This window comes from Pseudomonas entomophila L48 (genome assembly GCF_000026105.1).
GTDB classification, from domain to species: Bacteria; Pseudomonadota; Gammaproteobacteria; order Pseudomonadales; family Pseudomonadaceae; genus Aquipseudomonas; species Aquipseudomonas entomophila.
Genome location: NC_008027.1, coordinates 266,391 through 292,291, shown reverse-complemented (window position 1 = coordinate 292,291; position 25,901 = coordinate 266,391). Strand labels below are relative to the sequence as shown.

At 65.3% G+C, this 25,901-nt stretch carries 17 protein-coding genes; 5 read left to right on the top strand and 12 right to left on the bottom strand.

All coding sequences use genetic code 11. The features are described 5' to 3' along the window. Positions 1-65: 65 nt before the first annotated feature. Entirely contained in the window at positions 66-1,121 is a 1,056-nt protein-coding gene (locus PSEEN_RS01260) for an HAD family hydrolase (RefSeq protein WP_162042905.1), read from the bottom strand. A gap of 247 nt (positions 1,122-1,368) precedes the next feature. Here PSEEN_RS01260 and PSEEN_RS01255 point away from each other — a divergent pair, with 247 nt between their 5' ends. After that, a complete protein-coding gene (locus PSEEN_RS01255) occupies positions 1,369-2,760 on the top strand; it encodes an L-cystine transporter (RefSeq protein ID WP_011531700.1) in 1,392 nt (463 codons plus the stop codon). Positions 2,761-2,869: 109 nt separating this feature from the next. Here the strand turns inward: PSEEN_RS01255 and PSEEN_RS01250 are convergent, their stop codons facing one another. The 4 genes from PSEEN_RS01250 to PSEEN_RS01235 form a co-directional block, all read right to left on the bottom strand. Then, positions 2,870-5,257, bottom strand: a complete 2,388-nt coding sequence (locus PSEEN_RS01250) for a TonB-dependent siderophore receptor (RefSeq protein ID WP_011531699.1) — start codon at positions 5,255-5,257, stop codon at positions 2,870-2,872. A gap of 118 nt (positions 5,258-5,375) precedes the next feature. Beyond that, on the bottom strand, positions 5,376-6,353 hold the full coding sequence (locus tag PSEEN_RS01245; RefSeq protein WP_011531698.1) for a FecR family protein: 978 nt from the start codon (positions 6,351-6,353) through the stop codon (positions 5,376-5,378). After that, positions 6,350-6,877, bottom strand: a complete 528-nt coding sequence (locus tag PSEEN_RS01240) for an RNA polymerase sigma factor (RefSeq protein WP_011531697.1) — start codon at positions 6,875-6,877, stop codon at positions 6,350-6,352. The genes PSEEN_RS01245 and PSEEN_RS01240 overlap by 4 nt, the downstream gene beginning before the upstream one ends. Before the next feature lie 139 nt (positions 6,878-7,016). Then, positions 7,017-7,532, bottom strand: coding sequence for a dihydrofolate reductase (locus PSEEN_RS01235; RefSeq protein ID WP_011531696.1), 516 nt, complete (start codon positions 7,530-7,532; stop codon positions 7,017-7,019). Positions 7,533-7,586: 54 nt separating this feature from the next. Here PSEEN_RS01235 and PSEEN_RS01230 point away from each other — a divergent pair, with 54 nt between their 5' ends. Then, positions 7,587-8,978: a DUF2868 domain-containing protein gene (locus tag PSEEN_RS01230; RefSeq protein WP_044487556.1), complete on the top strand. Its 1,392-nt coding sequence runs from the start codon at positions 7,587-7,589 to the stop codon at positions 8,976-8,978. Further along, positions 8,971-10,335: a GTPase/DUF3482 domain-containing protein gene (locus tag PSEEN_RS01225; protein ID WP_011531694.1), complete on the top strand. Its 1,365-nt coding sequence runs from the start codon at positions 8,971-8,973 to the stop codon at positions 10,333-10,335. The genes PSEEN_RS01230 and PSEEN_RS01225 overlap by 8 nt, the downstream gene beginning before the upstream one ends. A 66-nt stretch (positions 10,336-10,401) precedes the next feature. Here PSEEN_RS01225 and PSEEN_RS01220 read toward each other — a convergent pair whose 3' ends face one another. The 4 genes from PSEEN_RS01220 to PSEEN_RS01205 all read right to left on the bottom strand — a co-directional run bounded on the left by PSEEN_RS01220 (position 10,402) and on the right by PSEEN_RS01205 (position 14,911). Beyond that, the gene (locus tag PSEEN_RS01220; protein WP_373694283.1) at positions 10,402-10,953 is read right to left on the bottom strand and encodes a phosphonate degradation HD-domain oxygenase; all 552 of its coding nucleotides are present in this window, start codon (positions 10,951-10,953) and stop codon (positions 10,402-10,404) included. Positions 10,954-11,073: 120 nt separating this feature from the next. Further along, complete coding sequence (locus PSEEN_RS01215) at positions 11,074-12,096, bottom strand: putative 2-aminoethylphosphonate ABC transporter substrate-binding protein (protein WP_011531692.1); 1,023 nt, start codon at positions 12,094-12,096, stop codon at positions 11,074-11,076. 30 nt (positions 12,097-12,126) lie between these two features. Beyond that, complete coding sequence (locus PSEEN_RS01210) at positions 12,127-13,851, bottom strand: putative 2-aminoethylphosphonate ABC transporter permease subunit (RefSeq protein WP_011531691.1); 1,725 nt, start codon at positions 13,849-13,851, stop codon at positions 12,127-12,129. A 1-nt stretch (position 13,852) separates the two neighbouring features. Then, positions 13,853-14,911, bottom strand: a complete 1,059-nt coding sequence (locus PSEEN_RS01205) for a putative 2-aminoethylphosphonate ABC transporter ATP-binding protein (protein WP_011531690.1) — start codon at positions 14,909-14,911, stop codon at positions 13,853-13,855. Positions 14,912-15,262: 351 nt separating this feature from the next. On the opposite strand from PSEEN_RS01205, the gene PSEEN_RS01200 reads away from it, so the two are divergent. After that, the gene (locus tag PSEEN_RS01200) at positions 15,263-16,933 is read left to right on the top strand and encodes an FMN-binding glutamate synthase family protein (RefSeq protein WP_011531689.1); all 1,671 of its coding nucleotides are present in this window, start codon (positions 15,263-15,265) and stop codon (positions 16,931-16,933) included. Between the two features lie 30 nt (positions 16,934-16,963). Here the strand turns inward: PSEEN_RS01200 and PSEEN_RS01195 are convergent, their stop codons facing one another. Continuing rightward, positions 16,964-18,283, bottom strand: a complete 1,320-nt coding sequence (locus PSEEN_RS01195) for an OprD family porin (RefSeq protein ID WP_011531688.1) — start codon at positions 18,281-18,283, stop codon at positions 16,964-16,966. Between the two features lie 492 nt (positions 18,284-18,775). Between PSEEN_RS01195 and PSEEN_RS01190 the strand changes: the two genes are divergently transcribed. Further along, a complete protein-coding gene (locus tag PSEEN_RS01190) occupies positions 18,776-20,878 on the top strand; it encodes a TonB-dependent receptor (protein WP_011531687.1) in 2,103 nt (700 codons plus the stop codon). A gap of 556 nt (positions 20,879-21,434) precedes the next feature. On the opposite strand, the gene aguA is transcribed toward PSEEN_RS01190, so the two are convergent. Both aguA and PSEEN_RS01175 read right to left on the bottom strand, forming a co-directional pair. Then, entirely contained in the window at positions 21,435-22,541 is a 1,107-nt protein-coding gene (aguA, locus tag PSEEN_RS01180) for an agmatine deiminase (RefSeq protein ID WP_011531686.1), read from the bottom strand. Between the two features lie 204 nt (positions 22,542-22,745). Continuing rightward, positions 22,746-25,646, bottom strand: coding sequence for an aminotransferase (locus tag PSEEN_RS01175; protein WP_011531685.1), 2,901 nt, complete (start codon positions 25,644-25,646; stop codon positions 22,746-22,748). Between the last annotated feature and the right edge of the window lie 255 nt (positions 25,647-25,901).

Sequence of the window (25,901 nt, the reverse complement as noted above, 5' to 3'; positions counted from 1 at the left end):
TAAGACACCATTGATATTGGATCCAAACTCGCAGTTGGCACAAGCTCAATTCGTACTCAAGACCCTTACTGAATCTGCTCCGGCGTCACGATCACCCAGTTCTTGTCCGCCGTCACCGGCAACCCCTCCTTGGCCTGCGCCGCCGCATGCTTGGCGATCATGCCGTTCAGCTGGTCCATGTACTTGGCCTTGCGGTTGATCCACAGGTGAATGCCGCCCTTGCCCACATCAACGCTGTGGAACTGCATGTAGCCATCGCTGGTCGGGGTGTCGCCACCCACCAGCACCGGCTTCTTCCACTCATCGATATAGGTGAGGATGGCCGCCTGCTTGCCCGCCATCCAGGTCGCCGGGGTCCACAGGTAAGGCGTCAGCTCCAGGCCTTCGTTGGCCTTCGGATCATAGTGCCCGGCGGTGATCTGCTTGCGCGCGGTGGTCAGTTGGCCGTTGGCGCGGTCCTTGAGCAACAGGCTCACGCCGATCACGTTCTCGGGTTTGACGTTGTAGCCGTACTTCGGATCGGCGGCGACCATGCGTACCAGCTCTTCCGAGGCGGCGGAAATCACATAGACCTCGATGCCGTTCTCCATCAGCTTGTTGTACAGCTCGGCCTGGCCGGTGAACACCTTGGGCGGCTGCACCTCGATGGTCTTGACCTGGTCACCCTCGAAATAGGTGCTGGGGATCGGCTTGCCCGAGGCCATCAGTTCGTCGACCTGCTGCTTGAGCTCCTTGAGGGTGAACCCCGAGAACACCTGGGCCACCCAGGGGTAGCAGACCATGTCGTCGATCTCGCACAGGCGGTAGTAGTAGCTGAACAGGCTCTCCTTGTGCTCGGCGGTGTCCTTGAACGGGATCAGCTTGAGCGAGGGGTCGAGCTTGTCGCGGGTCAGCAGGCCCTTGTTCTCCATGAACGGCAGCAACGCTTCCTCGAGGTCGAAGCGGTAGCTGGTGTTGTCCATGTCGAACACCGCGTAGTTACCCTTGTTGGCGTTGGCGGCAATCATCGCGTCGAGCTTCTGGGCTGCCTCGGCCGGCCAGTGCTTGAGCTCGGTGGCCGCCCAGCTGCTGGCACTCAGCAGCAGGGCCAGGCCGCCGGCAAGGATTCTCGGAGCAGACATCATGTGCGGTTCTCCCAAAGACGTGGCCGCTCAACCCTATGCCTGATTTATGACAGGCAGGCACTCGCGACCGACGTTCAGGCAACCGCAAACGCCATGTTCATTGCCAATTGCGACATAGCGTTATTCCATTAACGACTATGCAAATTACTTTTAGGTATAAATTCGTTTGTTTTCAGGCTGTTAGCATTTCCGTTCGTAATCGCTCACAGAGGCGATGCCTCTTCCGCCTTTTCCTGGAGCTTCAATGAACCTGCCGCTGTCACTCAACCTGCTGGCGTTCCTGGCCCTGTTGCTGGGCCTGGCGCAAACCCGCCGCACCGACTGGAGCCTGGCCAAGAAGGTGCTGCTGGGCCTGGTGCTGGGCGTGGTGTTCGGCCTGGCCCTGCACTCGATCTACGGAGCCGGCCACCCGGTGCTGAAAGCCACCCTGGCCTGGCTCGACCTGGTCGGCAACGGCTATGTCGGCCTGCTGCAGATGATCGTCATGCCGCTGATCTTCGCCTCGATCCTCAGCGCCGTGGCCCGCCTGCACAACGCCTCCTCGCTGGGCCGCATCAGCGTGCTGAGCATCGGCACCTTGCTGCTGACCACCGCCATCGCCGCGCTGATCGGCATCGCCCTGACCAACCTGTTCGGCCTGAGCGCCGAGGGGCTGGTGGCCGGCGCCCAGGAAAGCGCCCGCCTGCAAGCCATCAACAGCGACTACGCGGGCAAGGTCGCCGACCTCAACATCCCGCAACTGCTGCTGTCGTTCGTGCCGACCAACCCGGTGGGCGACCTGGCCCGGGCCAAGCCGACTTCGATCATCAGCGTCGTGATCTTCGCCGTGTTCCTGGGCCTCGCGGCCCTGCAGCTGATCAAGGACGACAAGGACAAGGGCGCGCGTGCGTTGTCGGCCATCGACGTGCTGCAGGCCTGGGTGATGCGCCTGGTACGCCTGGTGATGAAGCTCACCCCCTATGGTGTGCTGGCACTGATGACCAAGGTGGTCGCCAGCTCCAACCTCGAGGACATCCTCAAGCTGGGCAGCTTCGTGGTGGTGTCGTATATCGGCCTGGGCCTGATGTTCGTGGTCCACGGGGTGATCCTGGCGCTGACCGGCGTCAGCCCGCTGCGCTTCTTCCGCAAGGTGTGGCCGGTGCTGACCTTCGCCTTCACCAGCCGCTCAAGCGCCGCCAGCATCCCGCTCAACATCGAGGCGCAGACCCTGCGCCTGGGCGTGCCGCAGTCGATCGCCAGCTTCAGCGCCTCGTTCGGCGCGACCATCGGCCAGAACGGCTGCGCCGGCCTGTACCCGGCGATGCTCGCGGTGATGGTCGCACCGGCGGTGGGCATCGATACCTTCGACCCGCTGTGGATCGCCACCCTGGTGGCCATCGTCACCCTGAGCTCGGCCGGCGTGGCGGGTGTTGGTGGTGGCGCGACCTTCGCCGCGTTGATCGTGCTGCCGGCCATGGGCCTGCCGGTCGAGCTGGTGGCCTTGCTGATCTCGGTGGAACCGCTGATCGACATGGGCCGCACGGCGTTGAACGTGAATGGCTCGATGACCGCGGGCGTGGTCACCAGCCAGCTGCTCAAGCAGACCGACCAGCAGGTGCTGGGCGGGGATGAGCATGCCGAGTTGAGTCATTCCTGAGGCCAGGTTCGCCGGCAAGCCGGCTCCTACAAGGGATGATCGACACCATCGCGATCAGTTGTAGGAGCCGGCTTGCCGGCGAAGGGCTGCAAAGCAGCCCCGCTTCCCTTCAATAGGTGGCGCGCAACGACAACGTCAGGTTGCGCGGCTCGCCATAGAAGTTCGACCCCCAGGCACTGTCCACCCGCTCGTAGTACTTACGGTCGAACAGGTTGTTGGCCGTGAGCGTGGTCGACAGGTGCTTGTTGAAGCGATAGCCCACCTGCGCCGTGGCCACGCTGTAGCCACCCTGGACGAAGTCCACTTCGTTGCGCGTGTAGTAGGTGGCGCTGACTACCCGCACGCCACCACCCACACTGAACCCTTCCAACGGACCATCAGCGAACGCGTAGCGCGTCCACACGTTGAAGTTGTGCTTGGGCGTGATGCTGATGCCCTGGTAGTCGCCCTGGCGTCCCGACTCCAATCGGGTGAAGGCATAACCGGTACTGATGCTCCAGTTGTCGGTCAGGTTGCCGGACAGCTCGGTCTCCCATCCCTGGCTGCGCACTTTGGCCTGGGCCTCGTAATACGGCGTCTGGCCGATCTGCTGGGCGCGATTCTCATCGTAGATGCGGAACACCGACACGCTGCCGTTCAACCGGCCATCGAAGAACTCGCGCTTCAAACCCAGCTCGTACTGCTTGCCCTCGCGCGGCGCGACCGTGCTGTTGCCACCCGCCATCTGCGTCTGCGGCTTGTACACCGTGGTGTAGCTGGCGTAGGCCGACAGCTCGGGCGTCAGCTTGGCGACCAGCGCGCCATACGGGATGACCTTGCGGCGGACGCTGGTGTGGGGGTCGGAGAACTCGTTGAAGAACGGGTTGGCGTTGTGGCCATCGCTGTCGAACCAGATCACCCGGCTGCCGAGGATCACGTCCAGCCGGTCGGTGGCACTGACCTTGGTGCGCGCATACAGCCCGTACTGGTTCGACTTGGAGGCATTGCCGTTGTCCATCGCGTAGTCGATCTTGGGGATGTTGATGCTGCCCGGGTCGAACACGTTGATGTCGAAATACTCACGGCCACCGTAGCGGAAGTCCTTGTCCACATGCTGGTAGTCGCCGCCCACGGTGAGCTCGTGGGTGCGCCCAAAGGCCTCGAACGGCCGCGTGACGAAGCTGTCCAGGCCGAGGGTCTTGATGTGGGTGTAGTAGTTGTAGGCCACGGCGGAGCTGGCACCGGTGGCCGGGTCCACGGCGCCGTCAGTCCAGGTGAAGTTGCGGGTCGGGGCTTCGGCGTCGCGGTAGGTCAGCGAGCTCTTGAACTGGCCGCCATCGTCCAGCGCGTGATCGACTTCGAAGAAGCTTTCCCAGACGCGTTCGTCCAGTTCGTTCCACTTCGCGTCGACGAAGGTCGAGCGCTTGATGTCGAGCAGCTTGCCGCTGTCATAGGCCGGCAGGCCGAAGGCAGGCACGGACTTGTTGCGCTGGTAGGCGCCGCCCAGGGTCAGCGTGGTGGCCGGCGACAGGTCATACTCGAGACGGCCGTACATCATCGGGCGCTCGTTCTGCGCATAGTCGACGAAGGCCTGGTTGTTCTCGTAGGCGGTGACGAAACGCCCGCGCAGGCTGCCATCGCTGTTCAGCGGCCCGGTGACGTCGACCGTGGAATGGTAGCGGTCATAGCTGCCGGCCGACAGCTCACCGGACAGGGCGAACTGCCCGAGGGCGCGCTTGCGCACCAGGTTGATGGTGCCGCCCGGCTCCCCCGCGCCCTGGTACAGGCCCGAGGGGCCACGCAGCACTTCAACGCGGTCGTACATGGCCAGGTCGAACGCCGTGGCCATGTCGCCCTGCCCGGTCGGCTGGGTGACGCCATCGACCTGCACCAGGTCGACCGGAAAACCGCGCATGTACACATCATTGAGGTTGGAGCCGGTGTTGTAGCTCTTGATCGTGGTGCCGGTCACCTGGCGCATGGCGTCCTGCAGGCTGTTCATGTTCTGGTCGTCCAGCCGTTGGCGGGTGACCACCGAGACCGACTGGGGGATATCCTTGAGCTTCTGCTCGCCCTTGCCGATGGTCAGCGCGCCGGTGGTGTAGGAGCCGCTGCCTTCGGTGGTGGCGCCCAGCTGGGTGCTGCCGATGTTCACCGCGCCCAACTGCACCGATTGGTCGCCCGCCGCGCGCTGGCGCTCCAGGGTGACGCTGTCGCCATCGATGTAGGTGGCGCTCAGGCCGGTCCCCTGCAGCAGGCGGGCCAGCGCCTGATCCTGTGGATAACTGCCGCTCAGGCCAGGCGAGCGCAGCCCCTGGGTGAACTCGCCCGGCACCAGCACCTGGATCCGGGTCACCGCGCTGAACGCGGCCAGCGCCGAATCCAGCGACTGCGCCGGGATCTGGAAACGGTAAACCTGCGCCTGCGCGGCGGCGGTGGCGTGCAATGGCGCGGCCAGGCTCGCGCAGCCAAGCGCGATAGCCAAGCCGAGTGCGGTCCGGGTGGCGGTCATCTTCATCGGTGGAGCTCCCCAAAATCGTCCAAGTCGTCGACTGGCGCCGCACTGTCTGAGAGTGCTTATTATTTGCGCCTTCCCACACAAGGACGTCGGCCCCGCGAAAATCCCCGAAAAATTTTCAGCTTTCGCGAAGGATCCGCAGGTAGGGGGTGTACTGCTCGGCGCGCACGCCCAGGGTGTGGGTCAAGGCCTTGAGCACGGCCTCCGGCTTGTCGATCTCGAACACCCCGGAGACCTTGCGCCCGCGCAGCGCATCGCCCAGCACCAGGGTCTGGCCGGGCCAGTAGCGGTTCAACTCCTCGACCACTTCAGCCAAAGGCTGCTGGCTGAACACCAGCTGGCGCTGGCGCCAGGCGAAGGCGCGGCTCGGTTCGAACGGGTGGACGGCACCGACGCCGCTGGCCGTGTACTCCAGCGCCTGCCCGGGCTGCAGGAACACGCTCGGCGCCTGGCCGACACGCACCTCCACCTTGCCCCGGTCCAGCTGGACACGGGTCTGGCGATCATCCCGGGCGACGCTGAACTGGGTGCCGACCACCCGCACCCAACCGTCGCCCGAGCGCACCAGGAACGGCCGCGCGCTATCGTGCGTCACCTCGAACCAGGCTTCGCCCCGCAGCAGCCGGACGCGCCGTTCGCCTGCGGTCAGCTCGACCTGCAGGGCGCTGTCGGTGTTGAGCTGGATGCGCGAGCCATCCTCGAGCTGGATGCTGCGCGACTCCCCGGTGGCGGTGGCGTAGTCGGCGCGCCAGCGGTCAGGCCAGGACGTCTGGCCGACCAGCAGCCCCAACAACACCATGGCCGCCGCGGCGCTCGCCACTTTGGGCCAGGCCCGGCGCACAGGCCGGCGCCACTGTTGGCGTTGCTGTTCGCGCAGGTGCCTGGCGGGTGCCTGCAACGCGCCCAGCAAGGCGAGCACCTCGTCCCAGGCCTGCGCCTGCTCCGGCCCCTGCCCTCGCCAAGCGGCGAACGCCTGCTGTTCGGCCGACGTCACATCGTCGGCTTGCAGGCGGTAGTACCAGGCCGTGGCCTCGGCAAACAGCTGCTCGCTGTCGGGCATTTCGCTCATCGGCTTGACCGCATCCTCAAGGCTCATGGACGTTGCCCCCGCGCAGCCAGGCGTGCCTTGATGAAGGCACGGCAGTCGAGCAGCGCCCTGCGCAGCTGGTATTCGACGCTGCGCGGCGTGACGCCCAGGCGCTCACCGATCTCGCGGTAGGTGCAACCGTCGACATGATAGAGCAGGAAGATGTGCCGGGTCGCCTCGGGCAGGGCCTGGATCGCCGCCTGCATCAACGCCTGCTCCTGCTGCGAGGCGAGCTGTTCGTCGGCGCCGGGGGCCTCGCTGGCGATCGCCTCGCTTGGCTCGCCTGCGTCCAGGCGCTCACGGCGAATGACCTGGCGCTGGTGATCGCGAACCAGGTTGCTGGCGATGGTAAAGAGAAAGGCTGGCAGGTTGTCGATCTGCTTGTCGGCCGGCAGCCGGGCCAGGCGCAGGAAGGATTCCTGGGTCAGGTCGGCGGCCACCTGGGCATTGCCAGTGCGCCGGGCGACGAAAGCTTCGAGGGCCTTCTTGTGCTCGGTGAAAAGGCGGGCGATCTGCTTGTTCCACGAAGACACGGCACATCCTGGCTCAGAGTCTCAAGAGGTGCGCACGCTAGCAGAAGATGAGATGAATTCGCAATTGCTGCGCTATCGCGCCGCAAACAAGGTAGGAGCCGGCTTGCCGGCGAAAGGGCTGCAAAGCAGCCCCAACACCTCAGCCCCTGTCCCAGATCTCAAAGTGATAGACCGGCTTGCCCTCTTCAGCCTGTGGCGCGCTGGACGACAATTGCCACTGTCCCTTGTCGAACTCGGGGAACCAGGCATCCCCCTCCGGCGACAACTCAACCCGGGTCAGGTACATCCGGCTCACCAGCCCCTTCTCCAACGCCTGCCCATACAGCTGCGCCCCACCGATCAGCATCAGCTCACCAACACCCTGTTCCCGCGCCCACTGCTCGGCGCGCACCAGCGCCGCATCCAGCGAAGCGAACACCTCGGCGCCGGCCAGCTCCAGGCCGGGCTGGCGGCTGACAACGATATTCAACCGCCCCGGCAACGGCCGCCCCAGCGAGTCCCAGGTCTTGCGCCCCATGATGATCGGCTTGCCCAGGGTAGTGGCCTTGAAGTACTTGAAGTCCCCCGGCAGGTGCCAGGGCATGGAGTTGTCGATGCCGATCACACGGTTCTCGGCGAGCGCCGCGATCAGGCTGAGGGGGAGTGATGTATTCATGCCGGCGAGGATAGCACCGGGCACGTGGGTTATGCTTCTGCCCTGACCTGTGCAATGGAATACCTTGTGACTGCACCGACCGATCTCGACAAACGCTGGCTCACCGAAGCGGTGCGCCTGCGCGAAGAGCACGCCGGCCCCCTGGAGGACCAGGAAGCCAACCGCCGCGCTCGCCAGCAGGGCGGCGACCTGGCGGCACGCATCGAAACCCGCGCCCTGTGGCTGGCCGAACGCGATGGCATGGCCACCGCGCTGCGCCACTGGAAACAAGGCGCACGCCTGGCCCTGCTGGCGTTGATGCTGCTGGCCGTGGTCAGCGGCGCCGGGCTGGGCCTTGCGGCCCTGGGCGATGGGCAGCGCCCGGTGAACGTGTTCTGGGCCTTGGGCAGCCTGCTCGGGCTCAACCTTTTGCTGCTGCTCGGCTGGGCCCTGGGTTTCTTCTTCGGCGGCGAACAAGGTGCCGCCTTGGGGCGGTTGTGGCTGTGGCTCAGCGAGCGCTTGGCCCGCGACGCCAAGGCCGCGCAACTGGCCCCGGCACTGCTGGTGCTGCTGCAGCGCCAGCGCCTGAACCGCTGGCTGCTCGGCCTGCTGGTGCATGGCCTGTGGCTGCTGGCGATGGTCGCGGCGCTGGGGATGTTGCTGGCCCTGCTGGCGACCCGGCGCTATGGCTTCGTCTGGGAAACCACGCTGCTCGCCGCCGAACCTTTCATCACCCTCACCCAGGCCCTGGGTGCCCTGCCTTCGCTGCTCGGCTTCGCCGTGCCGGATGAGGCAATGATTCGCGCCAGCGGCGCCACCCTGCCGAGCCTGGACCCGGCTCGCCAAGCCTGGGCCAGCTGGCTGCTTGGCGTGGTGCTGGTCTACGGTCTGCTGCCGCGCCTGGCTTTGGCTGCGCTATGCCTGTGGCGCTGGCGCCAGGGCCGCGAGCGCCTGTCACTCGACCTCAACCTGCCCGGCTACGCCCAACTGCGCGACGCCCTGATGCCCCGCAGCGAACGCATCGGCGTGCAGGATGCCGCACCCGATGCGCTGCCGCAGTTCGAGGCCGGCCAACTGGAAAGCGGCAGCAGCGGCGCCTTGCTGGTCGGCCTGGAGCTGGATGACCAGCGGCCCTGGCCACCAGCCCTGCCGAAGGCGGTGACCGACGCCGGCGTGCTCGACAGCCGCGAGTCGCGCAACAAACTGCTCGAACAGATGAGCCGCTTCCCCCCCGCCCGCCTGGCCATCGCCTGCGACCCACGCCGCTCGCCGGACCGAGGCAGCCTGGCGCTGCTCGCCGAGCTGGCGCGCAATGCCGGCGCCACGCGCATCTGGCTGCTCCAGGCGCAACCCGGCCAGGCACTGGACGCCGCACGGCTGGGCGACTGGCACGAAGCGCTCGACCGCCTGGGCCTGCCCCACGCCGACACCTCGCCGCTGACCTGGCTGGAGCATGGCCATGACTGAGCCGCTGAAACTGGCCGTGGTGGGCCATACCAACGTCGGCAAGACCTCGCTGCTGCGCACCCTGACCCGCGATGTCGGCTTCGGCGAGGTCTCCCATCGCCCCAGTACCACCCGCCATGTCGAGGGTGCGCGCCTGTCGGTGGACGGCGAGCCATTGCTGGAGCTTTACGACACCCCCGGCCTGGAAGACGCCATTGCCTTGCTCGACTACCTGGAGCGTCTGGAGCGCCCGGGCGAACGCCTGGACGGCCCGGCTCGGCTGGAGCGCTTCCTTCAGGGCAGCGAGGCACGCCAGCGCTTCGAGCAGGAAGCCAAGGTGTTGCGCCAGTTGCTGGCGAGCAATGCCGGACTTTATGTGATCGACGCCCGCGAGCCGGTGCTGGCCAAGTACCGCGACGAGCTGGAAGTGCTGGCCGGCTGCGGCAAGCCGCTGCTGCCGGTGCTCAACTTCGTCGCCAGCAGCCAGCACCGCGAGCCGGAATGGCGCGAAGCCCTTGCCCGGCTTGGGCTTCACGCGCTGGTGCGGTTCGACAGCGTGGCTCCACCCGAAGACGGCGAGCGCCGGCTGTACGAAAGCCTCGCCCTGCTGCTGGAAGACGCCCGCCCGGCCCTGCAACGGCTGATCGATGACCAGCAGGCCCAGCGCCTGGCCCGCCAGCACAGCGGCAAGCGCCTGATCGCCGAACTGTTGCTGGACTGCGCCGCCTGCCGACGTAGCGTCGAGACCGAGCCCGCCGCCGAGGCGCGGGCCATCGAAGCCCTGCGCCAGGACGTGCGCCAGCGCGAGCAGCGCTGCGTCGAGGCGCTGCTCAAGCTCTACGCCTTCCGCCGGGAGGATGCCCAGGCCGGTGATCTGCCGCTGCTGGATGGGCGCTGGGGCGATGACCTGTTCAATCCGGAAACCTTGAAGCTGCTGGGGGTACGCCTGGGCAGTGGCGTAGCGGCCGGGGCGGCTGCCGGCGCCGGGGTGGACCTGCTGGTCGGCGGCCTGACGCTGGGTGCCGCGGCCTTGGCCGGCGCCATCGCCGGGGGTGCGCTGCAGACCGCGCGCAACTATGGCTCGCGCTTGATGGGCAAGCTCAAGGGCCAGCGCGAGTTGACGGTGGATGACACGGTGCTGCGCCTGCTGGCACTGCGTCAGCAGCAGTTGATGGTGGCGCTGGAAAGTCGTGGGCATGCGGCGCAGGACAGTATTCGCCTGGCAGCGCCGGATGAGAAAGCCTGGCGCGAGGGTAAGCTGCCGGAAGCCTTGAACAAGGCCCGGGCGCATCCGCAGTGGTCGACGCTCAATCCCGGCGCGCGAGTTCACCAACCCGAGCGACAGGAACAACTGAATAGCCTGGTAGCGGACCTGTAGGAGCCAGCTTTGCTGGCGAATCCCGCGGGCAACGCCGAATGCGCTGTTCGCCAGCAAGGCTGGCTCCTACAGGAGTGTGCGGGCCTTGGTCTTCAGCACGTGCAGATCTATCAGCGGCACCCCGACCTCCTTGGCCATCTCGTCCCATTCACGCATGCGCAGGCTGACGGCAAACAAGGGATCCCCTTCGAACGCATCGGCCTCGGCGTCGCTCATCACCCCGCCCTGGTACGCCAGCGTGCGCCGGCTCGCCTCGCTCAACCGATCGAAGTACCCCGGCTGGCGCAAGGTCAGGTAGCGCTTGGCCTCGACGTGGTACTGCACCAGCCGCGCCATGCGCTCGCCGAAGCCGCAGCGACGCAGGTATTCGGCACCGATGCGCTCGTGGCTGACCACGCCGTAACCGCCCATGTCCTCGCCTTCGCAGAGGTGGCCGATATCGTGGAAGAAGGCGGCGAGGACCACTTCATCGTCGTAGCCCTCGGCCATGGCCAACTGCGCGGCCTGGGACATGTGCTCGAGCTGGGTGATGGCCTCGCCGATGTAGTCGGCGCTGCCGTGGCGCTGATAGAGGTCGAAGGTGTCCTGGATGATCTGCTCGGTTGTAGTCACTGGCATGCTCCTGATGTGCATGGGAGGGTCGCCTGTAGGAGCGGCTTCAGCCGCGATCACGTGCGAAACGGGTGCCAACCGCATCGCGGCTGAAGCCGCTCCTACAGCGAATCGAGACCGCCGGTCTTACTGCTGCGCTACCTTCTCCGACTTGCCGTCATAGCGCTTGCGCCACTCGCCGAGGATCTCGTCGCGGTTCTTCGAGGCCCAGGCAAAGTCGTTCTTGATCAGGCGCTGCTCGTAATCGGCCGGCAGTTCGGTCTGCGGCTTGGCGATCCCCGGCGCGGCGAGCACGGCGAAGTTCTCCTTGTACAGCTCCATGGCCGCAGGGCTGGCGGAGAAATCGGCCAGGCGCTTGGCCGCATCGGCTTTCGGTGAGCCCTTGATCACCGCGGTGGCCTCGATCTCCCAGCCTAGCCCCTCCTTCGGCAGCACGATATCCAACGGCGCGCCCTGGCGCTTGAGCTGCACGGCCGGGTATTCGAACGAAATGCCAATCGGGAACTCACCGGCCGCCGCCAGCTTGCACGGCTTGGAACCGGAATGAACGTACTGCCCGATGTTCTGGTGCAGGGCGTCCATGTAGGCCCAGCCCTGGGGCTCGCCGAAGGTCTGCAACCAGGCGCTCACGTCGAGGAAGCCGGTGCCGGACGACGCCGGGTTGGGCATGACGATCTTGCCCTTGTACTCGGGCTTGGTCAGGTCCTGCCAGCTCACCGGCTTGCTCAGGCCCTGCTTCTCGGCCTCGACGGTGTTGAAGCAGATGGTCGCGGCCCACACGTCCATGCCCACCCACGCTGGCGGGTTGGCGGCGTCGCGGTAGTTGGCGGAGATCTTGCCCAGGTCCTTCGGCGCATAGGCTTCGAGCATGCCGTTCTGGTCGAGGATGGCCAGGCTGGAGGCCGCCAGGCCCCACACCGCGTCGGCCTGCGGGCGCTCCTTCTCGGCCAGCAGCTTGGCGGTGATGATGCCGGTGGAGTCGCGCACCCACTTGATCTCGATGTCGGGGTTGGCCTTTTCGAAGGCCTGCTTGTAGCTCTTGAGCTGCTCGGCCTCCAGGGCGGTGTAGACGGTCAGCTGGGTCGCGGCCGAGGCCTGCAGGCTGAAGACGGCGGATACGGCAGCGGCAAGTGCGAGGGGCTTGAACATGATGCGGTTCCTATCAGTGTGGGCAGTCGGTCAATGGCCGGGGGCACGTTGGCGCCAGGCCTGGGAGCGGCGCAGCAGGCCGCGTGAAGCGCCGGCCAGCAGCAGCGAGGCGGCGGCGCTGGTCAGCAGGATCAAGGTGGACATGGCGGCGGCGCCGCCGACGTTGCCAGCGTCGTCCATGTTCAGCACGGCGACGGCGGCGAGGATGGTGTCGGGGCTATAGAGGAAGATCGCCGCCGACACGGTGGTCATCGCCGAGACGAACAGGTAGCGAATGATGTCCAGCAACGCCGGCAGGCAGATCGGCACGGTGACCCGCATGAAATGCTTGTACAGCGGCGTCTTGAGCGACAGCGCGGCGGCCTCGAACTCACCGTCGAGCTGGCGCAGGGCGGTGGTGGCGGTCATCTGCGCGGTGGTCAGGTAGTGAGCGATGGTGCACACCACCAGCATCGTCATGCTGCCGTAGAACACATGCAGCGGGTTGCCGTTGAGGTTGAAGAAGAACACGTAGCCCAAACCCAGCACCAGGCCAGGAACCGCCATGGGGATGAAGCTGAGCAGGCGCAGCAGCTGGTTGAGCAGGCGCTGGCCCTGGGTCTTCTCCATCAGGTAGGCACCGCTGAAGATCACCACGCTGCCGATCAGCGCGGTGCCGATGGCCATGGTCACGCTGTTGCGGTAGGCCAGCCAGCCGCCCCCGGCGGTGTCGTCGAACAGGTAGTGCTTGAACGACAGCGACAGGTTGTAGGGCCAGAATTTGACCAGCGACGAGTACACCGCCATGCCAATCACCCCCAGCAATGCCGCGCACACCAGTACCACGAGGGCCAGGTAGCAACCGTCGCGCAGCTTCGAAGGCTTGGGCTCGAACACCTGGGCGCGGCCGCTCATGGCCTCGCCCTGGCGGCGGCGCAGCCAGGCATCGACGGCGAAGCTCAGCAGCGCCGGCACCAGCAGCACCATGCCGATCAACGCGCCACGGCCGAACTGCTGCTGGCCGACCACCGCCTTGTAGGCTTCCAGCGCCAGCACCTGGTAATCGCCACCGACCACCACGGGCACGCCAAAGTCGGTGATGGTCAGGGTGAACACCAGGCAGAACGCGGCGAACACCGCCTGGCGCGTGGCCGGCCAGGTGATGCTGAAGAAGGCCCGGGCGGGGCCGGCGCCCATGCTCGATGCCGCGTCGAACAAACGAGCGTCAGCCAGCGACAACGCCGAGAGCAGGATCATCAGCGCATGGGGGAAGGTGTAGATGGCCTCGCCGACCACGATGCCCCAGAAGCCGTAGATATTGTCGCTGAGCAGCCCGCGTAGCAGGCCCTGGTTGCCGAACAGGTACACCAGCGCGATGGCCGGCAGCATCGACGGCGCCAGCAGCGGCAGCAGCGAAATCCCCCGCCACAGGCCCTTGGCCGGGATCAGCGTGCGCTGCAAGGCGTAGGCGAACAGGTAGGCCAGCGGCACCACGATGGCGGCGACGGTGAAGGCCACCGACAGGCTGTTGCCCAGCAACCAGTGGAAATTGGCGCTGGTGAACAGTTCACGGGCGGCCTCCAGGCCACCGCCCTGTCCGGCATCGCCGCTCAGGCCACGCCAGAAGATCGCCAGCAACGGCATCAGCACCGCCAGCATCAGCAGGATCAACAGCAGGCTCTTACCACCGACGACAAACAAACGGTCACCCAGGGCGACACCCTTTTGCGGCACGGCCTTGGCGTGGGCGAGCGGCAGGGTCATGGGCGCGGCCATCTCAGGCGAACACCTGCAGGCTCTGCGGCGGCAGGGCCACCCAGATATCCTGCGAACCCAGGCGTGGCATGGCTTCCGGCGCCAGCTCGGCGAGCAGCGCATGGCCCGGCAGGGCCTTGAACTCGAAGCTCATGCGGCAGCGGTTGCCGAGGAAGGTGATCTCGCGAACCTTGGCCGGGAACAGGTTCTCTTCATGCACCACCGGGTTGACGGTGATCGCCTCGGGGCGGCAGAACAACCGGCCACTGCTGGCGCTGCCGGCGTTGGGCGCCAGGCGCATGTTCATGCCGCCGACCTGAGCGAGGCTGTCGCCCCGGCGCTGGAACGGCAGCCAGTTGCCCTGGCCAACGAACTCGGCGACGAATGGCGTGGCCGGCTGGTCGTAGATTTCCTGGGGCGTGGCGTACTGCTCGACCTGGCCGTTGTTCATCACGGCGATGCGGTCGGCCATCAGCATGGCCTCGTCCTGGTTGTGGGTGACCATCAGCGTGGTGATGCCCAGCTGGCGTTGCAGCTGGCGCAGCTCGGTGCACAGGTGCTCACGGACCCGGGCATCGAGTGCCGACATCGGTTCGTCCAGCAGCAGCAGCGAGGGCGACGGTGCCAGGGCACGGGCCAGGGCGACGCGTTGTTGCTGGCCGCCGGAGAGTTGGCCGGGGTATTTCTTCTCGCTGCCCGCCAGGCCCACTAGATCGAGCATCTCGCCGACCCGCTGACGTGACGCTTCGCGGCTGGCGCCGGTCAGGCCATAGGCGATGTTGGCTTCGACGGTGAGGTTGGGGAACAGCGCGTAGGACTGGAACAGGATGCCGTAGTCACGGGCCTGGGGCGGCAGCTCGGAGATGTCGCGCTCGCCGATGTACAGCGCGCCGCGGTCCTGGCGCTCGAGGCCGGCGATGCAACGCAGCAGGGTGGTCTTGCCGCAACCCGACGGGCCGAGCAGGCACACCAGCTCGCCGGCGGCGATGTCCAGGGACACGTCGTTGAGCGCGGTGAAGGCGCCGAAGCGCTTGTGGATGCCGCGCACTTTCATCTGCGCGCCCGGGGTGGCGTTGTTCATGGCAGGTCCTCATCGAAGCGATGGGGCCATGCTAGGAAGGGTATGCGAAGGTTCTGTGGCGTTGGGGCAAAAGCGGGTGATAGTGGTATAGGCAGATTTTATAGTGGCGCTTTTGAAATCAGGCGCCGCGCGCGGCGCATCGCGGATGAATCCGCTCCTACAGGCAGCCGAAAATCGCGTCGTGCAAATCAGGCGGACAACCGCATGGCCACGATGCAACGAACGTAGGAGCGGATTCATCCGCGATGCGCCTCTCCCGCCTAACCCGTAATAGTCTTTTACCGATTCCCCAGGTTTTCCAGCCCATGGCTTTACCTATCCTACGCAGGTCATCCCGCCTGCGATGGACCCATGAAAGACTCGCTCCCCAGCCGCTACGCCTGCCTGGCCACATGCCTCATCTTCACCGTCGCCAGCGCCCCCTTCCTGCCTGCGCACCCCTGGTCATGGCCGTTCACCCTGGTCAGCGCCCTGCTCAGCCTGGTCGGCCTCAACGACCTGCGCCAAAGCCACCACGCGGTACGGCGCAACTACCCGATCCTGGGCAATATCCGCTACCTGATCGAGACCATCCGCCCGGAAATCCGCCAGTACCTGATCGAAGGCGACGACGACAAGTTGCCGTTCTCCCGCGCCCAGCGCTCGCTGGTCTATGCCCGGGCCAAGAACGAAAGCGCCGAGAAGGCGTTCGGTACGCTCAACGATGCCTACAAGCCCGGCTTCGAGTTCATCAGCCATTCGATGCTGCCGGTACCGACGCCCAACCCGGCCTCGTTCCGCATCCGCATCGGCGGGCCACAGTGCACCCAGCCGTATTCGGCGTCGATCTTCAATATTTCGGCCATGAGCTTCGGCGCCCTCAGCGCCAACGCCATCGGCGCGCTGAACAAAGGCGCGCGCCTGGGCCGCTTCGCCCACGACACCGGCGAGGGCAGCATCAGCCCCCATCACCGTGAACACGGCGGAGACCTGATCTGGGAGATCGGCAGCGGCTACTTCGGTTGCCGCACCGAGGACGGCCACTTCGACCCTGAACGCTTCGCCGTGCAGGCCCGCGACGGCCAGGTGAAGATGATCGAGATCAAGCTCAGCCAGGGCGCAAAGCCCGGCCATGGCGGCATCCTGCCGGGGCACAAGGTCAGCGCCGAGATCGCCGCCACCCGGGGCGTGCGCCAGGGCGAGGACTGCATCTCGCCGGCCGCCCACAGCGCCTTCCGCACCCCCGTGGAACTGCTGCGCTTCATCGCCCGGCTGCGCGAGCTGTCCGGCGGCAAGCCGGTGGGCTTCAAGTTCTGCCTGGGGCACCCGTGGGAGTTCATGGGCATCGCCAAGGCCATGCTGGCCACCGGCATCACCCCGGACTTCATCGTCGTCGACGGCAAGGAAGGCGGCACCGGCGCGGCGCCCCGGGAGTTCTCCGACAACATGGGCGTGCCGCTGCGCGACGGGTTGATGTTCGTGCACAACACCTTGGTGGGTTTGAACCTGCGCGAACGCATCCGCATCGGCGCGGCGGGCAAGCTGGTCAGCGCCTTCGACATCGCCAGCGTGCTGGCCATCGGCGCCGACTGGGTCAACTCGGCACGCGGCTTCATGTTCGCCATCGGCTGCATCCAGTCGCAGAGCTGCCACACCAACAAGTGCCCGACCGGCGTGGCCACCCAGGACGCGCTGCGCCAACGGGCGCTGGTGGTGCCGGAGAAGGCCGAACGGGTGGCCAGCTTCCATCGCAACACCCTGCATGCCCTGGCCGAGATGCTCGCCGCGGCGGGCCTTGCGCACCCGTCCGAGCTCAAGCCCAAGCACCTCGCGCGGCGCATCAGTGCCAGCGAGATCCGCCTGTTCTCGCAGTTGCACACCTTCCTCAAGCCGGGGGAACTGCTCAGCGGTGCGATCGACAGTGAGTTCTATGCACGGATGTGGCGAATGGCGCGCAGTGACAGCTTTGCGCCGGAGACGGGAGAGATCGAGGTGGCGCCGGCAGGGATTACCAAGCCCCGGAAAGCAACAACCCCGGCATAGGCCGGGGTTGCTGGTGACGCGGGACCGGGATCAGAAGATGCTGATCGGGTACTCGACGAATACACGGACTTCGTTGCCGTCGTCGGTGTAGTTGCGGTTCTGCTGGACAGCGTTGTTGGTGCGCAGGAACGAACCACGCAACTTGATCGACAGGTCCTTGGCCGGGCCTTCCTGGACAACGTAGCGGATCTGGCTGAACAGCTCACGTTCCTTACCTTCGCCATAACCGTCGGCTTTGGTGAGGGTGCGGGTGTTGATATTGTCACCCACGACGTAGGCAATCTTGTAGGTCAAGCCCGGCACGCCGAAGGCGCCGAAGTCCAGACCGTAACCCAGCTGCCAGGAACGCTCGTCTTCGGCGTTGAAGTCGGACCAGTAGGAGTTGGCCAGGTAGATGGTCGAGCCACCGTCACTGAACCCACCATCATTCTGGTAGCCACCGTAGTTGTATCCGGTGTCACCCGTGCTGCGCTGATACGCCAGGGTGAACGAGTGCGGACCGTAGGCGTAGGTGGCTGCCAGGCTCCAGATGGTGTTGGAGTCACCGGTCAGACGGCCTTCGGCGAACTTCTTGTCGATGTCCGACTTGTAGCCGTTGAAGTCCAGGGTCAGGGACTGGTCGGCCGCGATCGGGTGGACGTAGTTCAGGCCCAGGTAATGCTTCTTCATCACGTCTTCGTTGTCTGCGGTGTACAGCGACGCGGTGAAGTTGTCGGTGAACTTGTAGCTGCCGCCGAAGACGTTGATCGCCTTCAGGCCACCACTGTCATGGCCCTGGGCGCTCTTGCGCACTTCGCTGGTGAAGCGACCGGCGTTCAGCTCCAGGCCCTTGATCTCCTTGGAGGTGATCAGGGTGCCGCTGAAGCTTTCCGGCAGCAGGCGCGAATCGTCGTACTGGAGTACCGGCAAGGCTGGCATCTGGTCACCGTACTTGAGCACGGTGTTGGAGATGCGGAACTTGATCGCACCACCGGCGCGAGCCAGATCGTTCGCAGCGTCGCTACGCTCACGCTCGTTGACAGTGTTCTCACGTTTGAAGAAGTCGATGCCGCCACCGCCGTTGCGGCCTTTGCCGCCGTCCAGACGCAGGGCGTACAGGCCGAAGGCGTCGACGCCTACACCGACGGTGCCCTGGGTGAAGCCGGAAGAGAAGTTGGCAATGACGCCTTGGCCCCATTGGGACTGGTCGTTGGTGCCGTGCTTCTTGTCACGGTTGATGAAGGCGTTGCGCAGAAGAACGTTGGCGTGGCTGTCCTCGACGAAGCCCTTGCTGTCGGCCTGGTCGTTGGCCTGTGCCTGGGTCGCGGCGATCATCGCCAGGGCGACCAGGCTGATCCTGGTTTTCAACATCTTATTTTCCTTATTTCGTATTCAAAAACGCGCTGCATTAGAACGCCCAGAACCAACGCCCCTTCGTAGGTTCGACGCTATGCGGATCCCGGCCGAAAGGCCTGCAGAGAGTCTGCAACGGCCCTTACAGCCCCATGGCCATGTCATGGCCAGCAGGCGTAGAGGCCGAATCCTAGCCTTGCCTGTTCATACATGTCAAAAAAACGTGAAATGCAGGTTGATATAACCAAAAACAAGGTCAGCGGTGGTGCATTTCCATGCATATCTGCCCTGCGTCAGCGCAATTTTGTCTCTTTTATGCAAACGCGGTGACAACCGCACAATTGTCATTTATCACCCGTACGCGCATGTGCATTGCCCTTATATATCCAAAGGGATAGTAACAAATTGATACAAATGTAAAGACAAGCCTTTACGAATAGGCATGCAACAGCAAATAGCAAGCATTACCATTCGCGCCCTGTTTCTCACCTACCCTATCGGACGCCCGCGATGCTTGCTCCCTGCCGCCTTTCGCCCCTGACCCTGGGCCTGTCGCTGTTGTTCAGCGCAGGGCTGGTCAATGCCGCCACCACCACCCTGCCGGAAACCTCGATCACCGCCGACAACGAGCGCGAAGAGGACAACCCGCGGGTCAAGGACGTGACCACCGCGACCCGTACCTCGACGCCGGTGCGCTACGTGCCCCAGGCCATCGATTCGGTGAAGACCAGCAACGTGCTGGACTACGGCAGCAGCAACCTGGGCAAGGCGCTGGAGGGCATCCCCAACGTCAGCGCCGGTGGCGACACCCGCTTCGACAGCCTGCGCATCCGTGGTTTCGACGCCAGCAACGACTTCTACCTGGACGGCATCCGCGACGACAGCCAGTACACCCGCGACCTGCACAACATCGAGCGGGTCGAGGTGCTCAAGGGCCCGGCGGCGGTGCTGTATGGCCGCGGCAGCCAGGGCGGCATCGTCAACCGGGTGAGCAAGGCGCCTGAGCACGGCCGCCGCTCGACCATCGAAGCCCAGGGCGGCAGCCAGGACCTGCGCAGCCTGTACGCCGACCTCAGCGCCGACCCGAGCGAGAACATCAGCCTGCGCCTGAACATGGGCAACGAGGACAGCAACAGCTTCCGCAAAGGCATCGATGGCAACCGCCAGCTGTTCGCGCCGTCGATGAGCTGGCAGCTGAACCCCGATCTCAACTGGCTGGTGCAGTACGAGTACAGCCGCTACAACCGCACCCCGGACCGCGGCATCCCCGGCGTCAACGGCCGCCCGGCGGACGTCAGCCGCAGCACCACTTACGGCGACACCCAGCGCGACTACATCGACGACAAGGCGCAGTCGCTGCGCTCGCGCCTGAACTACCAGCTCAGCGACAACTGGCAGCTGCGCCACACCCTGGGCCTGTTCAAGCTCGACAGTGACTTCGACAACACCTACCAGACCGGCTACGACCCGCGCACCAACCTGGTCAGCCGCCAGCGCTGGCAGCAGGACCTGAGCACCCGCAACCTGTTCAACAACCTCGAGGCCGAGGGCGATGTCAGCACCTGGGGCCTGGAGCACAAGGTGCTGGTGGGCCTGGAGTTTGGCAACCAGCGCCGCGACCCGCTGCTGTATACCGCCAAGGCAGTCAGCGCCGGCGGCACGGCGGTACCGTCCCTGGACCTGAACAACCCCAACCGTGCGCTGCAGCACAACGGCCCGATGGTGGTATCGAGCAACAACCACACCGTGGTCGATAGCCGTGGCGTCTACCTGCAGGACCAGATCCGCCTCAACGACCAGTGGCAGATCCTTGCCGGCGTGCGCTTCGACCAGTTCGAGGTTGAAACCACCAACAAGCTGCGCAACATTTCCGAGAAGCAGAAGGACAACAGCTTCAGCCCACGCCTGGGCGTGGTCTACTCGCCATGGCGCGAGCATTCGTTCTATGCCTCCTGGAGCAAGACCTACTCGCCAGTCGGCGGCGGCCTGATCGGCATCACCCCGGGCGCAGCGGGCAACACCAACGAGACCGACCCGGAACAGAGCCGGCAGAAGGAGATCGGGGTCAAGAGCGACTGGTTCGACGAGCGCCTGAGCACCACCCTGGCAATCTACGAGCTCGAACTGTACAACCGCCGCACCCGCGACCCGCTCGACCCGAACATCACCCTGATGACCGGCCTGCAGCGCTCGCGCGGCATCGAGCTGACCGCCACCGGCAACGTCGTCGGCAACTGGTATGTACGCGGTGGTATCGGTTTGCAGGACGCGACCATCGTCAAGGACAACAACGGCCAGGAAGGCAACCGCATCAACGACGTGGCCAAGCGCAACGCCAGCCTGTTCGTGACCTGGAAACCGGAGCTGGGCTGGTACGCCGAGACCGGCCTGACCCTGGTGGGCGATCGCTACGCCGACAACCAGAACACCGTGGTGTTGCCGGGCTACGGCCGCTGGGACGCGCTGGCCGGCTACCGCACCCATGACTGGGACGTGCGCGCGGCGCTGAGCAACATCACCGACAAGACCTACTACAGCTCGGCGACCAGCGCCGCGCAGATCCAGGTCGGCGACCCGCGCAGCCTGGTGGTGACCGGCAGCTACAGCTTCTGATCCCAAGCCTCGCGCAGCCCCTGTAGGAGCGGCTTCAGCCGCGATCACCCGCGAGGCGGGTGCCAGGCACCGCGTCGCCTGCATCGCGGCTAAAGTCGCTCCTACGAACACGGTCAAAACGAAAACGCCACCGCAATGCGGTGGCGTTTTTTATTGCGACGGGATCCCTCCCAATCAGTGCCAGACCGCCATCAGAGCCTCGAGCTCCGCATCGCTGATCAGTCCCTGAGGGTATCGCCCATCCAGCAGACGTCGTGGGTCGGTCTTCCTGACCCGGTTGCTTCCATGGAGTTTCAACCACTGCGCCAATATCTTGAGCGATTCGTGATTCACGGCCGATGGGGGCAAAGCCGACTCACTTGCTGCATTCATTTCCACACGCACTCCTGGGCCCGTGAGCGGCTAACTTACGTAAGGTTTGTTACAGAACGGCGTAGCCCTATCTGTCTGAAACACAATGGAAAACAATACAAGAGGTGTGCCATCTGCCCGCCCCGACCGTCGCCGCCAACAAAAAAGGCCCGTCATATGACGGGCCTTTTTGTCTACCGGGGGATCAGCGCTTGACCGGCGCTGGCTGCTGTTGGGTCAGGCAGTGGATGTTGCCGCCCCCGAGCAGCAGCTCACGGCCCGGGATCATCACCACTTCGTGATCCGGGAAGACCTTGGCCAGGATCGCTCTGGCCGGGGCATCGGCCGGGTCGTCGAAGCTCGGGGCGATGATGCCGCCGTTGACGATCAGGAAGTTCACGTAGGAACCGGCCAGGCGTACCGACGGGTCGCGCTCCTGGCTGCCAGCCACGTGATCGACGCCGTCGCACTCTGCCTGGGTGGCGTACAGCGGCCCCGGGATCGGCATCTTGTGCACCACGAACTCGCGCCCTTTGGCGTCACGGGTGTTTTTCAGTACCTCGTAGGCGGCGTGGCAGCGTGCGTAGTTGGGGTCATTGGAATCATCGGTCCAGGCCAGTAACACTTCGCCTGGGCTGACGTAACAGCAGAAGTTGTCGACGTGGCCATCGGTCTCGTCGTTGTACAGGCCATCCGGCAGCCAGACGATGGTCTCCACCGCCAGGTGCTCGCGCAGGATGTCCTCGATCTGCTCGCGGTTCAGGTGCGGGTTGCGGTTGCGGTTGAGCAGGCACTCTTCGGTGGTGATCAGGGTGCCTTCGCCGTCGACGTGGATCGAACCGCCCTCGAGCACGAAGCCTTCGGTGTGGTAGCGCTGCACGCGCTCCATCTCCATGACCTTGGCGGCCAGTTCCTCGTCACGGTTCCACGGCGCGTACAGGCCGCCGTCGAAGCCGCCCCAGGCGTTGAAGCCCCAGTCCACGCCACGCACCTCGCCATGGTCGTTGATGACGAAGGTCGGGCCGGTGTCGCGCACCCAGGCGTCGTCATTGCTGATCTCGACCACACGGATGTTGGGCAGGTCGAGCTGGCGGCGGGCATTCTCGTACTGACCGGCGGACACGGCCACGGTCACCGGCTCGAAGCGGGCGATGGCCTTGGCCAGGGTCACATGCGCGGCCTGCGCCGGCTTACCGCCCAGGCGCCAGTTGTCCGGGCGCTCTGGCCAGACCATCCATACCTGGGTCTGCGGGGCCCATTCGGCGGGCATGTGGAAACCGTCGGCGCGGGGGGTCGAATTGAGGGTCTTCATGGGTAACCTCTGCGAAGGCCCGGGGCCAGGGGCGCCAGGTCGGTGGTCGAAATAGGTGCGGGCTCGCCAGTATAGGCAGCCTGGCAATACGTCGATATTACAACCGATAAATATCGACTTTAAATAGATTTGAACAAAATATTTAGGCATAAAAAAGCCCGATAAATCGATAACAATCGATTTATCGGGCTCATAGGATGTGACTCAGAGCCCTTCGGCGAGGATTCGCTCCACGCTGTCGACAAAGTAGTCCACGCTCGCCCGCGTGGTGCACATCGGCGGCTTGATCTTGAGAATGTTCAGGTAGTCCCCAGTCGGCTGCATGAAAATCCCCAGTTCACGCAACCGATCGCACAGGATCATCGTCTCCTCGGTGGCCGGCTCCAGGGTCTGGCGATCGCGCACCAGCTCCAGCCCCAGGTAGAAGCCCGAGCCATGAGTGGCACCGGCAAGCGGGTATTTGTCGACCAACGCCTGCAGGCGCGCCTTGAAGTGACGCCCCACGTCACGGGCGTTGTCCCACAGCCCTTCGTCACACATCACATCCAGCACCGCCATGCCGATGCGGCAACTGACCGGGCTGCCCCCTGCGGAGGAGAAGAAGTAGCCCTCGGCTTCCAGCGCTTCGGCGATCTCACGCCGGGTGATCACCGCCCCCAGCGGCTGGCCGTTGCCCATCCCCTTGGCCATGGTGATGATATCCGGCACCACGCCCTGCTCCTCGAAGCCCCAGAAGTACTCGCCCAGGCGCCCGTAGCCAACCTGCACCTCGTCGGCGATGCACACCCCGCCGCGCTGGCGCACCTTGGCGTATGCCTCGCGCAGATAGCCCGGCGGCAGCGAGATACCCCCGGCGTTGCCATACACCGGCTCGCAGATCATGCCCGCCAACTGGCGGCCACGGGCGTCGAGGTCGGCCAGCTTGGCATCGACGTCGCGCAGGTAGTCGGCGGCGCTGTTGACCCCTCGGAAGCGACCACGGAAGGTGTTCGGCGCCTCCACCGGGTGCACCCAGTCCGGCCGGGTTTCCAGGGCCTGGGGGTTGTCGGCGATGGAGGTGGAGATGGCGTCGGTGGCCACCGACCAGCCGTGGTAGGCCTCCAGCACGCTGAGCAGGTCGCGCCCACCGCTGTAGGCCCAGGCCAGGCGGATCGCCAGGTCGTTGGCCTCGGTGCCGCTGTTGACCAGGAACACCCGGTCGAAGCCTTCCGGCGCCACGTCCAGCAGGCGCTCGGAAAACTCGGCGATGGCGGCGTAGTGGAACCGTGAGTTGGTATTGACCAGCGACCACTGGCGCGCCGATTCGGCGACCATGCGCGGATGGCCATGGCCCAGCACGGCGACGTTGTTGAGCATGTCCAGGTACGAACGCCCCTGCATGTCGATCAGGTAGTTGCGCCAGCCGCGCTCGATATGCGGCGGCTGGGCGTAATAGTGCTTCTGCGAACGGGCGAAGCTGGCGTCGCGCCGGGCCAGCAGCGCCTGCGGGTCGGCCAGCGGCTCGGCGTCGCAGTCGAAACCCAGCAGCGCACGCGGCGAGGGACACAGGGCCAGCCAGGCCTCAGCGTGGGAGGGCATGGCGAAACAGGGGGGCTGTGTGTCGACATCCAGGCACAGTTGCACACCGAGGAAACCACAAGTGGCACCCAGTGCCTGGCCCTTTTCCAGCGCCTGGCCATCCGCCGGCGCCTCCTCCAGGCCGTTGAGCCACAGCTGCCAATGCGCCGTGCGCAGGCAGCCGCGATTATTACCGCTACGGTGCCAAACGCCCGCCTCGGGGGTTTGCAGCACGGTGCCGGGGAACAGATTGAGCTCAACCCCCAATGCGCAGGTAGCAGGCTCATCGGGGCGGTCGATATGGGTCTGTGACAGGCGGTACTGGCCATGCAGGCTGCTGGAAGGCACCGGTTGCGCGGCCAACACGCGCAGGTCGAAGCCCGGCTGCTCCCAGTTGCCGAACTCGCAGTGCGGGCTGAGGACGCCGAGATCGACGCGATTGACCACCTGCCCCGCCAACGCAGGCACCAGTGCCAGGCTCGCGCTGAAGTCGGGCGCCTGTGGCCTCCTGCCCGCCGTTTGCAGGATCGCAGCCTCCATCAACGCCATGGGAAGCGCACAGGCGGTCTCGAAGATTTCCCACTCATGGGCGATGTTGTCGAGCACGTACTGGTTGCCAGGGTCGACGGCCAGTTGCTGCTCGCTGCTGAGCACGAGCACCGCCGCACGGTTGAGCACCAGCGGCCAAAGTGCGCGCAACTCGACGTCTTGCAGCGGATTCACCGCCTGGTAAGCGGCAATCGCCGGAAGTATGCGCATCGGGTCGCCTTCGGCGTGGTGCAGCAGCGCCGCGCAAGTCACCGACAGGTCGGCGATGCGCCAGGTGCGGCAGAGGTCGCCGAAATCGATGACGCCTTGCAGTTGCCACTGTCGCGCATCGTCACGACGCCAGACCGTGTTGTCATCGGTGATATCCAGATGTACCGCCTGGTACGGCAGCAGGCCGGTCAGCGGTTGCAAGCGCTCGTTTGCCTGGCGGGTGATACGCTCCATTTGCTGACGCCGCGCGCCCTGCTCGAGGGTTGGCAGCAGCTGCTCGATCAGCAATTGGCCGTGACGCGGGTCCCACTGCAACGTACGCTCCAGGCCTGGATGCTCGAAACCGGACAGGGCTCGATCGACGCGGCCGCAAAGCCCCCCCAGCTCGGCTACCAGGCGTGGCGACAGATGCCTGAGACGGGTCAACGGCTGGCCTTCGATGTAGTCGAGCAACCGCGTACGCAGCGGCTGGCCTTCGACCTCCAGCGCCAGCAACCCTTCACCGGAAAGCGCCGCACGTACAGCCGGAACAGGCACCCCTTGCTGGCGCAGGAAAGCCAGCGCCTCGTGCTGAGCCTGCAACTCCGACTCGGTATAGCTATCATGGCAGACCTTCAGCACGAAGCTGCCCTGGTCGCTGTCCAGCCGGAAATTCACGTCTTGCTGGCTGCCAAGGGGCACCAGCGCGCCATGCAGGCCGTAGTAGGTCTGGACTACCTGGCGAGCCTGTGCTTCGGAAACCACGGGACGGGAAAGGCTGGAGCGGTGGAGCAGGGTGTGCAACGGCATGGTGTGAACCTCGGCCTCTTTTTTGCTTATATCGCCATTACCACTGCCCGGAAGCAAGAGGGACGATCCGGCCCGCCAGGCGACCAGACTCCGGTATCGCCCAGCAAAACCACGGCGCAGAGCGCCCCACATCGGCCCCAGGCCAACAGGAAGCAACCCGACATGCCCGACGATCAGCTGGCTATTCCCCGGCGCCTTGACACCGATTCCAGGCCCAAGCCGCCGTTCGCGTCAGAAGTTCGTCGCGCCGAGACC

Bases quoted from the DNA above. Each gene is read 5' to 3' on its own strand.
- PSEEN_RS01260 (WP_162042905.1), bottom strand. From the start codon at position 1,121: ATGTCTGCTCCGAGAATCCTTGCCGGCGGCCTGGCCCTGCTGCTGAGT.
- PSEEN_RS01255 (WP_011531700.1), top strand. From the start codon at position 1,369: ATGAACCTGCCGCTGTCACTCAACCTGCTGGCGTTCCTGGCCCTGTTG.
- PSEEN_RS01250 (WP_011531699.1), bottom strand. From the start codon at position 5,257: ATGAAGATGACCGCCACCCGGACCGCACTCGGCTTGGCTATCGCGCTT.
- PSEEN_RS01245 (WP_011531698.1), bottom strand. From the start codon at position 6,353: ATGAGCCTTGAGGATGCGGTCAAGCCGATGAGCGAAATGCCCGACAGC.
- PSEEN_RS01235 (WP_011531696.1), bottom strand. From the start codon at position 7,532: ATGAATACATCACTCCCCCTCAGCCTGATCGCGGCGCTCGCCGAGAAC.
- PSEEN_RS01230 (WP_044487556.1), top strand. From the start codon at position 7,587: ATGGAATACCTTGTGACTGCACCGACCGATCTCGACAAACGCTGGCTC.
- PSEEN_RS01225 (WP_011531694.1), top strand. From the start codon at position 8,971: ATGACTGAGCCGCTGAAACTGGCCGTGGTGGGCCATACCAACGTCGGC.
- PSEEN_RS01220 (WP_373694283.1), bottom strand. From the start codon at position 10,953: ATGCCAGTGACTACAACCGAGCAGATCATCCAGGACACCTTCGACCTC.
- PSEEN_RS01215 (WP_011531692.1), bottom strand. From the start codon at position 12,096: ATGTTCAAGCCCCTCGCACTTGCCGCTGCCGTATCCGCCGTCTTCAGC.
- PSEEN_RS01210 (WP_011531691.1), bottom strand. From the start codon at position 13,851: ATGGCCGCGCCCATGACCCTGCCGCTCGCCCACGCCAAGGCCGTGCCG.
- PSEEN_RS01205 (WP_011531690.1), bottom strand. From the start codon at position 14,911: ATGAACAACGCCACCCCGGGCGCGCAGATGAAAGTGCGCGGCATCCAC.
- PSEEN_RS01200 (WP_011531689.1), top strand. From the start codon at position 15,263: ATGAAAGACTCGCTCCCCAGCCGCTACGCCTGCCTGGCCACATGCCTC.
- PSEEN_RS01195 (WP_011531688.1), bottom strand. From the start codon at position 18,283: ATGTTGAAAACCAGGATCAGCCTGGTCGCCCTGGCGATGATCGCCGCG.
- PSEEN_RS01190 (WP_011531687.1), top strand. From the start codon at position 18,776: ATGCTTGCTCCCTGCCGCCTTTCGCCCCTGACCCTGGGCCTGTCGCTG.
- aguA (WP_011531686.1), bottom strand. From the start codon at position 22,541: ATGAAGACCCTCAATTCGACCCCCCGCGCCGACGGTTTCCACATGCCC.
- PSEEN_RS01175 (WP_011531685.1), bottom strand. From the start codon at position 25,646: ATGCCGTTGCACACCCTGCTCCACCGCTCCAGCCTTTCCCGTCCCGTG.